The following is an 11,420-nucleotide window of genomic DNA, read 5'->3' as shown; positions in this document are numbered from 1 at the left end:
GGCACGCCCCTTAAAGCTAAATCGACTATAAGACCTATGGGTGTGGGGTTTAGTAATAAAGGAATTTATTAAGGTTGGACTTAATTTTGGCTTTTCTGATTTTTTTTCCTACACCCTGCACCCAACCGTCTACACCCAGCCACAGCAAGAGTTTCACGTTTTCAAGCGGGATATACTTTTTCGCTCTAATAAAAGGTGATTGCTCTGTTTTGGCTGATTAGCCCAGAGATTTCAACAGCCGTTGGGGTGACAGCTTCAGAATTATCATTTTTTCGCTCCTAATAACTGCAATATCTCCTTCACTGCCGTTTTTTCCCACTCCATCTACTAAATCCGCTTCAGTAACCGCTTGGGAATGTACTTCCACGACTCGACCAAGCGATTGCCCTGACTCTAAAATTCATAATGATAGTACGCCTGTGAGTAATCCTTGCCATTCCTAATAATCGTTCACCAATGAATACTGCCGTTACCTTCCCCCTTCTACTGTCGTATTTTACTAGGGTTTACTGCGATACTCAACAGCGATAATATCGATACAGTTGGACGGTTGACGGTTTCAGCTTAACAATAGTGAGTAAACTACTTGCTGCGTCAATTACTTCAATTCGGGTGAGCGCATAGACATCCTTACTAGGAAACAATATGGCAGACCTTAGTGGTAATTGGTTAGGAACTTACTGGCAAGATGACATTCCTAGTCGCTTTGAAGCAACCTTTGTTCAGAGTGGAAATATTTTTAGTGGTTCCATTTTGGATGACAACTATTTAGGAGAAGCTCAGGTCAATGGCGAGGTAATTGGGCGCACTATCAGTTTTACTAAACGTTATTTAGTTACCTCACCTGTACCAGTTAGATATACAGGCATGGTTTCAGAAAATGAAGATTATATGCAAGGAGAGTGGAATATAGGTTTGCAATATTCTGGTTTATGGTCAGCGCGACGCAGTGGAGAGAACCTGATTGTAGATTTACAAACTCGGCTTGAACAGCAAACTTCATTGACGATGACTTAATCGCTGGCATAAGTCCCTGCCTTACCCCCAGACTTCCTTATGTGTAATTTCCGACTCTAAGAGACTTAGCACTTTTTCTTCCAGCGCCGTCAAAGAAGCCCGATTCAGCTTCCCCAGCATCTCCAAAAATTTCTGCACCGACTCCTCCAGCCCACTCGAATACACCCGATTGATGCGATCGCAAATCACCTGCATCTGCTCACGCTCGGCAGGCAGGTAGTCGAAGGACTTCAGATGTTGCAAGCCAATGGTGTACTCGCCATCCCACATTCTCACCGTGCAACTAAACTCGTTTACTGCGCTGACAATTGCCCAGCACCCGCCCTTGCCTCTGAGTTCGGGGTTGTCCTTTGTGAGGATTTGGCAGACTTCACCCAACTGGTAGGTATTAGGTACTTGGGTACGCTCCATTATGCGCTGCACAACATATTTCACGATTCTACCAGTTGGTATTTTCCCTCCAGCAAGTTCTACTGCTTTTAGCCACACTTCCTGCTGTTCCTGGAGTTGAAGCTTTGTCAGGGGTCGAACTTGCCCCTCTGCTGTCGGCAAAATGTCCACAATTTGTGGACATTTTTGCAAGTTGTCCACAACAACTGCCGCATCAACTAGCTGGTAAGAACGGGAACGATTGTAGCCAAACCTGTCTAAACAGTACTCATCAAAGGTTTTGTGCGTGGAGCGATATAATCTGCGATCGCGTAATTCTATTAAAGCTTTGCCTGCTTCAAAAAACGCCCGCTCCACTTTCCTCTCCAAGTGCAGGCGATCGCTCTGCTCCTCTTGGGTGGTTGAGTCGATGGGGGATATTATTCCCCGCACCTCTCCGTTAGATCCGTGCGTACCCGTTTCCGTGTACACGGCTCCCGATGTTCTTAGCTTGCGCCTTTGCTCATGTGCTTGTAATCATGGCAACTCTCGTGAGTTACTTCGAGATTATTTTTCTTCCAGTTGGCGTGATTTCCATCAATGTGATGCAGGTGAACCCGTTCCTCATCGATGAACTTTAAGCCGCAGGTGGCACATCTATGGTTTTGCTTCTTAAGAGCAATAGAGGTTTCGCCGTAATAGAGTTTACTGTTACGTTCGCTCCAGTAGGCTGTATCTCCGTCGTAAGGTGATTTAGTTCCCTTGACAGAAATGTGTTTGTTTTCGGAGTAAGGAACCTTTGGGAATGCCTTTTTTATTAGCTCCTGGCATGAGTGACGGTTTTGCTTGGTTTCCTTGTTGAATACCTGAAAAGCTCTATAACTGATGTGCCATAAGGAAAACTTTGACCCATCCATCTTGCAGAACTTATGGTAGTTTCTCCATCCTCTAACTACCGGGGCTAATTTCTCAGCTTTTGTGGTAGCACCATAATTCGAGTTGTTGACGATGTGTTTTACTTTCTTACGGAATGCTTTGAAGTTATCCACTGAGGGAGTACTTTTGAACTTTCCGTTTTTCTGGACTTTGAAGTGCCAGCCGAGGAAATCAAACCCATCTGTCGNCGGCGGTAACTTTGGTTTTCTTTTGGCTTACATTCATTCCGCGTTTGCGGAGGAACTCGCTGATTCTTTCAAGTATCTCTATCGCGTTGTCTTTGGGTCGGAGTATGATGACCATATCATCCGCGTATCGGATTGATGGTTCTTTGATATCCCTCGCCGAGGTTTTGTCAGTGATTCTGCGTTTCTGATTATCATGATATCTGTGGATACTCTCAATTCCGTTGAGCGCGATGTTCGCTAATAGTGGGCTGACCACTCCCCCTTGAGGTGTACCCTGTTCGGGGAATTCCGGATTAACTCCTACCTTGAGGCATCGGAGTATACCGAGTTTTAAGCCTTTGGGGGCAATGAGTTCGTTCATTATTGCTGAGTGATTAATCCTGTCGAAGCACTTTTCAATATCGAGTTCAATTACTCGCTTATTTATTCCGTTAACCTTGGAGTTAAGGTTTAGGAAGATGTACTTTTGTGCATCATGGGCAGAGCGCCCAGTTCTGAACCCGTAACTCCTGGAGTGGAAAGTGGCTTCGTGTGCTGGTTCGAGTGCGTATTTTGCTAGGCATTGCCAAGACCTATCCGCAATTGTTGGTATCTTAAGCATTCTGGTAGTCCCGTCCTTTTTAGGGATGGGGATTTCCCGTAAACCTTGATGCTTCCAATTTCCACTTTTCATTCTCAGTAATTCTTCAAGGTTGAAGCGTTCTTCAAATGAGAGGGATTTTTTGCCATCAATACCAGCCGTCTTTTTACCAGCATTTAGCTGAGATACAAGTCTTATTGCAAGAAATCGAGCCGAGGTTGATTTTAAAATAAGCTTTTGGAGAAACCGCGCTTTCCGCTTGTCTCCAACATGAACCGCTTTATACACGCGCTTTTGAAGGCGGAAAAGATTTCGGCGGAATTTCTTCCACGGTAAAGCTTTCCAAGATTCACTAGTTTTGTAACTGTGTCTAATCATTTTCTCTTCTCTAGTTAGTGTATTCTGAACACCTCAGACCAATTACGGTCTGTCCTACCCGAATTGTGGGGATTCCTCCGCTCGTCTGGGCTACTCGGGGAACGAAAGCCCCTAGACCCACAACTCGTTTTTATTCGTTCCCTCGGAGAGATTGATTGTTCCGTTAGATGTAGCCAATTCAACTACTGGATTCCCTTGACTCTTGCCGATACTGAGTTGATGTTCGGCGGGAATGAACTCCAGCAAGGTCAGGGATTTTGTGTTGCGCCCTGCCCATAACTAAGTCGTTTTTCTAGGCTCTGTTTCATCGTGGGAACTCCCCGTTAGCACCAGTGTCAACCCGCAACGGTCGTCTGATTGCGCCCTGTTCCCAGCTTCACTCTACAAGAACCGAGCTTGTTCGGTGTGGGCAGGTAAGGAGTCAATTCTGAGTCTGAATGGCAAGGCTTACACTTGCATCTGACCGAGAGTTCAGCCTTTAGCGACAGTAATCTGCTGTCGGGCTNGGATTAGTTATTTACGGGCTGATTACCGTGATTCACTAATCAACGAATCGCACCAACTCTCTTATTTCAACAGCAGTAACCGTAATCGTTGCTGAGGTTGGGTTGTCTTGGCCAGAAGTATTTTCGGGAGCAGAGTCGGTGGCTGGCTTTGGTTCCCCAGATGCCCCAGGGATAACTTTCTTGCGTCTAGATGGTGGTTTGTTCATTGCCCCACCTCTAGGCTGACAGCAGTCGAACAAATATTGAGTTGTGTCATCATGGAATATATGTTTTTTATCTATCCCCCAACCTGTATGAAGGATGGGGTTTTTCGTTGCTTTTTATATTTTGCACCGATGAAAGAATACTTTGACGAAAATCAGTCCAATACCACAGTTAACAAGAAACACTTCATAAGTCAGGAACCTGAATTCAATTCTGACTTCTAACTTCTGCCAACCAAATTCAATTTCAGCTTATTCTAGAAATACCCTCTTTAACACACGAGTAAAACAAGGGCTAATGCTTGATTATTTGACGGCGGGTATTGTATTTTGGACGACTTTGTTTGGAGTACAAAAGTCGTTGTTAGAATTTCGCCTGGGTTATCTCGGTCGCTACTGGTTTCTTGCGATTAGTGCTAGCTTACTCCTGAGCTTTTTTCTCTTTGCCCCGATTACTATCACGCTAATCATTAAATTTGCGGTAGATCCATTCAGTTTCCCAGGTAATGTAATTCTCTCAGGAATTGCTGCTTTCATCTTTGGTGTGATTCTCAGTTTGGCGCAGTGGTTGATACTTCGTCAATCCGAAATGACCGAACAATTCGCAATTCGCAATTGCGGACGTAATTGATAATTGATTCATTTAGGGTACAAGCCCCCAAATGAATCAATTATCAAAAGAAACAAAACGTAGTATCAATATTCAAGCCCCCGCATAAATGCGTGGGGTATTATTAATTGCGAATTGCGAATTGCGAATTGGAAAGATTACCGGAGCAACCACAGGAAAGGCTTTGGATTTCTACTGTGAGCGAGTGGAGCAGCGATTAATTCAAATCGAGAGAGACAGGGTAGCAAGAGAAACCAGAGAGAGAGAACGGATAGAAACAGAAAGAATAGAAAGAGAAAAGCAATAAATAGAAAAGCTTGAAATGGAAATTTTAGAAAGAAAAAGGATCTCAAGAGAAATCGCTTTGGAGGAAGAAAGAAAGTGGTATGAAGAATATGGTGATGATGATTTCGATTATGAGGATGAAGATGATGATGAATAATATCTTGGCTTCGTGTTATCAGTTATACAAGATACTACAATCTTAACCATACAATTGCTACTCAATCAGAGTATATATTTAATATGGCTATCAAACACCCTCTTTTACTTGCACTGTTATCCCTTTCTATTATCTGTGTTGATACGCCTTCCGTCTCTGCACTCTATTCACCAATACCAACAACACTGGCATTTATAAAGGATAACCAAAAGTCCCCATCAATCATCTTCTTCCTGCCCAAAGAACACCCTCAACCTGGAGTCGGTTGGGAAATAACCACCAGTTCCGGTGATGCAGAATTAGCCCTAGCACAGCATCTGGTCAACATCGGTGCAAAGGAATACGTCGCTTGGCTTGGTGGTGTCCTCACTGTCACGAACAGAAGTTGCTCTTTGGTAAAGAAGCCTACCAGATAATCAACGACAGTATAAAGGTGGAGTGCGACAAGAGAGGTGTTAATGCTCATCCAGATTGGTGCGATGCGGCAAAAGTCCCCGGTGTACCAACTTGGGTTATCAATGGACATCAGTATAGCGGCGTGCAAAACCTTAAGGATCTTGCGAAAGCTTCTAGTTACAAAGGGGACAAAAATTTCAAGTATGTATACATGCCTATATTTTTTAGTCAACGCACGTTATACTTTTACCCTACACTCCACACCTAGTGTTCATAAGGGTTTCACATGAACAAGAGTGCTATTCCCCTTCTTCATTTGATTCGATATTTAACCCACAAAAACTTAAGTTCAATATCATAACCCCGATCTTCACTAGCCAATAATCTTCTCTAATGTAAGAATTTTCTCCAATGGAAGCTTTATATTCTAGAAAAAATAAACTTTTAGCTTGCTCAAAGATGAGAAATACAGTGTCAAAGAAGATATTGCTCCGCAACTTGCTGTCATAACCATTTTTCGTCTGGTGTTTCAACGTCCACCTAGAAACGCTAACAACTGAATTATGACGACTGAATTCTATTTGGCTCAGTTCTCGATTGATGTTCCCGATTAATGACCGCTAACTTCCTTACAAATATTCCGGTTCTGGAACTATTTTTATTGCTTAACTGCATGGTTTTCAAACCATTAAAAGCACAGGTTCCATCCAACACGCACTCATACAATCTGGCAGGCTATCCCTAGAGATATATTTTTTAATAATCTAACTATTTAGGTGGGAAAAAATTACAAATTGTTTATGACTTTAATTGTTATCCTAGTGCTGATATACTATCGAAAGTCCCCTATTAATCAACATCATGAATTCTAGCATCACAGATCCCCAGCTTCAAAACTGGGAAAATTTTTGTCGTCATCATGCCATAGGAGATTGGCATGGAACTTGGAGTATATACGATTTAGAAGGAAAACTAATTCGTCACTTCCAATGTGTCAGAAGCTTTCAAGTTAGTGCTGATGGCAACGAAGTTAATCACCAGAATCATTATACTTATCCCGATGGTACAACTAAAACAGAAACTTTTGGACCTCATAAAAAACCTATCATTAAATCACTTCATTTTAATGATAGTTTTTCGTGGGGTTCTACAGAAGTTAAGCCCGAAACAATGTTTTTTTTCGAGACTGGCTTTAAACATGGAAGTCAACGGAGGAGCGCAGTTGCTAGATATAACACAGATGCATCATTAGATATTGTAATTATTTCTGAACAATTGAAAAGTTTCGCTCAAGAGTTTTCATCACTTCCAATCAATCAACTCATTAATTGGAAGGGAATAGTTACAGAAATAACGCCTGATTGGATTATCTCAAGTGCAGCAGAAACCTCATGGGTGCAATTAGAGGAGTTAGCTAAAGATTACTTAACATTGCACTTGAATGACAACGTATCGATCAGTATTCCAAAACAGATAGACAGTAATAAAGAGTTATTTTTAGCAACAGAATGGTTAGTCAATCCTACTTTATTACTACGTGGGATTCGTTATTTTGACACCTTCGGGTTTAGAAACTTCACATTAGAAGTCTTCAATCGTCAATTATAAGGATAAAAAAGGGTTTTGTGAAAGTACGTACTATTTCATTTTGGGGCTTTCAAGGTAGTATTCTATCTTCCCTGCTACTTATTTTATCGCCAGCTATTGCACAGATCACACCAGATAAAACACTGCCTGTTAATTCTCAAGTAATACGCCAGGATAATACCAACCAAATTAATGGCGGCACTATAAAAGGGAACAACTTGTTTCACAGCTTTGAACAATTTTCTGTATTGACTGGAACTAGAACTTACTTTAATAATAGTGCGAATATTCAAAATATATTCACTCGGATCACTGGTAATTCGATTTCTAATATCGATGGTATCCTGAAAGCTAATGGCATAGCTAACTTGTTTTTACTCAATCGAAATGGAATTATTTTTGGAAAAAATGCTCGGCTAGAGATTGGGGGTTCGTTCTTTGCAAGTACTGCAAATGCGATTAAATTTAGCGATGGCTTTGAATGGAGAATGAATCCTAGCCAAACTACTCCACTGTTGACTATTAGTACACCTATTGGTTTACAGATTGGGAATAATTCTGGTGCTATTCAAATCAACGGTACAGGTCTTGGGCTAATTGCTCAAAGTACGATCATCTCCCCGTATAGAAGAAATAAAGACGCAACTGGTTTGCAGGTGCAACCAGGAAAAACCCTAGCTTTAGTAGGGGGCGAGCTAACGTTGGAAGGTGGAACTCTGAGTGCTGAACAAGGGCGAATTGAGTTAGGTGCTGTTAATTCTGGTTTCGTAAGTCTTAGTTCAATTACTCAGGAATGGGCTCTACGCTACGAAGAAGTGTCTTTTTTTAAAGACATTAATCTATCTCAAAAGTCTTTATTGGATACTAGTGGAAGTAGTAGTGGTTCTATAGCTTTACAAGGAAAGTCCATCTTTCTGAGTAGTGGCTCAGTACTTCTAGATCAAAATTTAGGCTCTTTCCCTTCGGGCAATATCAATATTAATGCAATTGAGTCTTTTCAAGTCAGTGGTAGCGCTCCAGTTGGAAAATTTATTAGTTTTGTGGGTAGTGAATCACTAGGTTCAGGAAGTGGAGCAAGCATAGATATTCTTACTCAGCATTTAGTCATTCAAGCAGGAGCAGGAATAAGTACTAGAACCTATAGTACTGGTCAAGGAGGGAATATAAACATTAATGCCACTAAATCTGTGCAATTGCTTGGTTTTTTGCCTTTAGATCCTTTGGTTACGAGCGGTATTATAACAACTACTTTTGGTACACAAAAAGCCGGAAATATTGCAGTATCAACAGGTAAGTTACTAAATCAGGATGGAGGATTGATCGCATCTCTCACCACTGGAATTGGAGATGGAGGAGATATAGTTTTGAATGCAACTGATTCTATAGAGTTGACTAACTCTCCACAGTTGATTAATTCGGGACAATACTATGTACCCAGCTATTTAGCATCTCAAACCTTTAATACTGGTATATCTGGCAATTTAACGATAAATACATCAAGGTTAATCGTAGGAGATCAAGCATTCGCCAACACTTCTACATTAGGATTTGGCGATGCCGGAACTCTTACCATCAATGCCTCTGATATGGAGATAAGTGGTTCAATAGGTGCATCCACTACTAAGGCAGATATGGCAACTCAAGAACTATTCGGTTCTCCTCCGATGCCAAGTGGCTCTCCCGGAGAAGTTAATATTAATGCTAGATACTTGAGCCTAACAAATGGTGGACAAGTTAATATCACGAATGAAGGAACAAGTACTGCTGGTGGTAAGCTTACAATCCATGCTGATTCTATTTTTTTAAATAACAAAAGTTCTATTACTGCCTCTACTGCTTCAGGTGTTGGTGGTGATATTCAAGTGAATGTAATAGATTTGCTTTTGAATAACAAAAGCTATATCACAGCATCCGCAGATAATCAAGGCGACGGGGGAAATATCAGAATCAATGCAGATATTATATCTGGCTCAAAAAACAGCAGTATCGCCGCAGATGCCTTTGAGGGTCGTGGTGGAAATATTACAATTAATGCTCAAGGACTATTCTTTTCCGCTGATAGCTTGATTACAGCTAGTTCCAAATATGGAATCAACGGTACAGTTAAGTACAACATTCTTGAGCCTAATATTTACACTACTAAAATAAAAGCAGAAGTGATTCCAATAACTCCTCAAATCACCGCAGTTTGCCCAAGACAAGTAGGCACAGGAAGAAGTAGTTTTGTTGTTAATAGTCGCAATCTACAATCTAAGCCTAACAATCTGATGTATAACAATGTTGAGGACAGTAACTCTCTTCCAGTTCCAGCTTTTAATAATTCACAAAATCCCAAATTATTCTTCAGTAACCAACCCACACAAGTCATAGAAGCCAACGTTTTGATTCGGGATTCTCAAGGTAATTTAGTTTTGACGACAGACCAAGCAAATCCAACCTGGGATAATGCTTCACTGTCTGCAAGTTCTTGTTTTTCAGGATCTCAGTGGTAAAAAGATATAAAAATGATCTCACCTCAATGTTGCTTTAAATATCTTTTCTCAGGCATTCTAGGGCTGTCTCTAATTTTAATTCAATCATCTTCCCCTGCCCAGACTGTAAAAAAAGAAAAAGAATTTCTCAAAAATCAAGCGGCATCCCTGACTTCATCAGGTCACGAACAATTAGCTCTAGACCGTGCGGATGAAGCTTTAAAAACTTGGCAGGAATCTACGAAAATTTATCGCCAACTAAACGATCGAGAGGGAATTACGGAAAGCCTGATTAATCAAAACCTTGCTTTCCAAGCATTAGGATTACACAAACAAGCTTGCAATACACTTTTAGAAGCTTTAAAGTTGAATACAATTCTAGACATTTGCGATCCGATTTTGCAGCAACCTGCTATTGATCAAAAAGAGCAACTGACGGCAGTAATCGGTAAGCAAAAACCAACATCAGTTAACTTGCTTGGATTACAGAATCTAGGAGAAGTCTTGCGGATTTTAGGTCAGTTAAATGAATCTGAAACAGTTCTACAAGAAACATTAACGCTGGCAAAACTTGTATCCTCATCAAAGATTAGTGGGATTTATCTGTCTCTGGGTAATATCGAACAGTCAATTTATCAGCAATTGCAAGATAAATCTTCTTGGATAGAGGAACCACTTTTTCGAGAGCAGATTGCTAACATTATTCCCCAAAAAGCGCAAAAATCACTCTGGTATTACCAAACACTAGAAAACATCCCAAATATCTCCAAATCAGCTAAACTGCAAGCTCATTTGAATCACTTAACTTTACTGATAAGTTGGGAAAAATGGCTCAGTAATCAACCAAATCAAGCAAACCTCCATCAGAAAGTTAATCAACAAATTAGAGTATTGGTAAATCAAATAGATGACAATTCTTCTGCCTTTTTGGAGTTATCACCTGAGCCATCTATTCATGCTCGGTTGAATTTTGCTAATAACCTCAGCCAGATCCCAGATGAACAATTGAAATCAATAGCGATTCGATATAGTAAATTAGCCTTGAAAATGGCTGAAACTATTAATAGTATCCGATGGTTATCCTATAGTTTTGGTACTTTGGGTAAATTATCAACTCAAACAGAACAAAAACAGGCATATTTTAAGAAGGCTTTAGGATTCGCTCAATCAATTCGGGCTTCGGATATCGCCTACCAATGGCAGCAGCAGTTAGGACTCATTTACCAAAAGCAGGGAAAAACTGAGTTAGCGATTCAGAACTATAATGCTGCGCTCGCAAACATGACTCAAGTTCGTGATAGTCTTTTGTCAAGTAACGGAGACTTACAGTTATCGTTTCAGGAGGAAATGGAGCCGACCTATCGCAATTATATGCGATTACTCTTAGCATCTCCTAGTCCTGATTTAAAGAAAGTAATACAGATAAATGAAGGACTGCAAATAGCACGTTTAGAAAACTTTCTTCGATGTGGCAAGCTTGATCTTGTTGCTTTGAACCAGCTTCAAAATCTCAAGAACGTTCCATCTGTAATTAATATTATTGACTTAGAAGATACTATAGAGATAATTGTTCAGTCTCCAGATGGGGTACAGCCGGGATACGTGCAAAATGGGACACGTTGTAAAGTTATGTAAACAAAAACTCTACAACCCCTATCATAACTACCTTCACAATTTCTCAAGCCAAAACTAAGAGCTTGTCATCATCCAACAAATTCGGCACAGTCTCCATATCAA

General features: G+C 40.8%; 11 protein-coding genes and 1 pseudogene. 8 read left to right on the top strand and 4 right to left on the bottom strand.

Annotated elements, in window-relative coordinates:
• Positions 1–217: 217 nt before the first annotated feature.
• A complete protein-coding gene (locus CDG77_RS37055) occupies positions 218–367 on the bottom strand; it encodes a hypothetical protein (protein ID WP_189525132.1) in 150 nt (49 codons plus the stop codon).
• A gap of 278 nt (positions 368–645) precedes the next feature.
• On the opposite strand from CDG77_RS37055, the gene CDG77_RS31095 reads away from it, so the two are divergent.
• Positions 646–1,017, top strand: coding sequence for a hypothetical protein (locus CDG77_RS31095; RefSeq protein WP_094333080.1), 372 nt, complete (start codon positions 646–648; stop codon positions 1,015–1,017).
• A gap of 21 nt (positions 1,018–1,038) precedes the next feature.
• Here CDG77_RS31095 and CDG77_RS37050 read toward each other — a convergent pair whose 3' ends face one another.
• The 3 genes and pseudogenes from CDG77_RS37050 to CDG77_RS37045 all read right to left on the bottom strand — a co-directional run bounded on the left by CDG77_RS37050 (position 1,039) and on the right by CDG77_RS37045 (position 4,180).
• Positions 1,039–1,878: a hypothetical protein gene (locus CDG77_RS37050; protein WP_094333079.1), complete on the bottom strand. Its 840-nt coding sequence runs from the start codon at positions 1,876–1,878 to the stop codon at positions 1,039–1,041.
• 14 nt (positions 1,879–1,892) lie between these two features.
• A pseudogene (locus CDG77_RS31085) lies at positions 1,893–3,468 on the bottom strand (group II intron reverse transcriptase/maturase).
• A 541-nt stretch (positions 3,469–4,009) separates the two neighbouring features.
• Positions 4,010–4,180 carry a hypothetical protein gene (locus CDG77_RS37045; RefSeq protein WP_190234115.1) on the bottom strand — a complete coding sequence of 57 codons (171 nt, stop codon included), beginning with the start codon at positions 4,178–4,180 and terminating at the stop codon, positions 4,010–4,012.
• 295 nt (positions 4,181–4,475) lie between these two features.
• Between CDG77_RS37045 and CDG77_RS31080 the strand changes: the two genes are divergently transcribed.
• From CDG77_RS31080 to CDG77_RS31045, 7 genes are all read left to right on the top strand, one after another.
• Positions 4,476–4,808 (top strand): hypothetical protein, encoded by a 333-nt coding sequence (locus tag CDG77_RS31080; protein WP_094333078.1) that lies wholly within the window; start codon positions 4,476–4,478, stop codon positions 4,806–4,808.
• A gap of 88 nt (positions 4,809–4,896) precedes the next feature.
• Positions 4,897–5,094, top strand: coding sequence for a hypothetical protein (locus CDG77_RS31075; protein WP_094333077.1), 198 nt, complete (start codon positions 4,897–4,899; stop codon positions 5,092–5,094).
• Positions 5,095–5,312: 218 nt separating this feature from the next.
• Positions 5,313–5,645: a hypothetical protein gene (locus CDG77_RS39245; RefSeq protein WP_094333076.1), complete on the top strand. Its 333-nt coding sequence runs from the start codon at positions 5,313–5,315 to the stop codon at positions 5,643–5,645.
• A 17-nt stretch (positions 5,646–5,662) separates the two neighbouring features.
• Positions 5,663–5,893 carry a hypothetical protein gene (locus tag CDG77_RS39240; protein WP_094333075.1) on the top strand — a complete coding sequence of 77 codons (231 nt, stop codon included), beginning with the start codon at positions 5,663–5,665 and terminating at the stop codon, positions 5,891–5,893.
• A 593-nt stretch (positions 5,894–6,486) separates the two neighbouring features.
• Entirely contained in the window at positions 6,487–7,233 is a 747-nt protein-coding gene (locus CDG77_RS31055) for a DUF3598 family protein (RefSeq protein ID WP_094333073.1), read from the top strand.
• Positions 7,234–7,250: 17 nt separating this feature from the next.
• Positions 7,251–9,704: a two-partner secretion domain-containing protein gene (locus tag CDG77_RS31050; RefSeq protein ID WP_190234114.1), complete on the top strand. Its 2,454-nt coding sequence runs from the start codon at positions 7,251–7,253 to the stop codon at positions 9,702–9,704.
• A 12-nt stretch (positions 9,705–9,716) separates the two neighbouring features.
• On the top strand, positions 9,717–11,318 hold the full coding sequence (locus tag CDG77_RS31045; protein ID WP_190234113.1) for a hypothetical protein: 1,602 nt from the start codon (positions 9,717–9,719) through the stop codon (positions 11,316–11,318).
• The last annotated feature ends 102 nt before the right edge of the window (positions 11,319–11,420 follow it).

Origin of the sequence: Nostoc sp. 'Peltigera membranacea cyanobiont' 213 (assembly GCF_002245975.1) — a bacterium.
Classification (GTDB): Bacteria; Cyanobacteriota; Cyanobacteriia; order Cyanobacteriales; family Nostocaceae; genus Nostoc.
The sequence above is the reverse complement of the archived record's forward strand: the minus strand, read 5'-3'. Positions and strand labels throughout refer to the sequence as shown.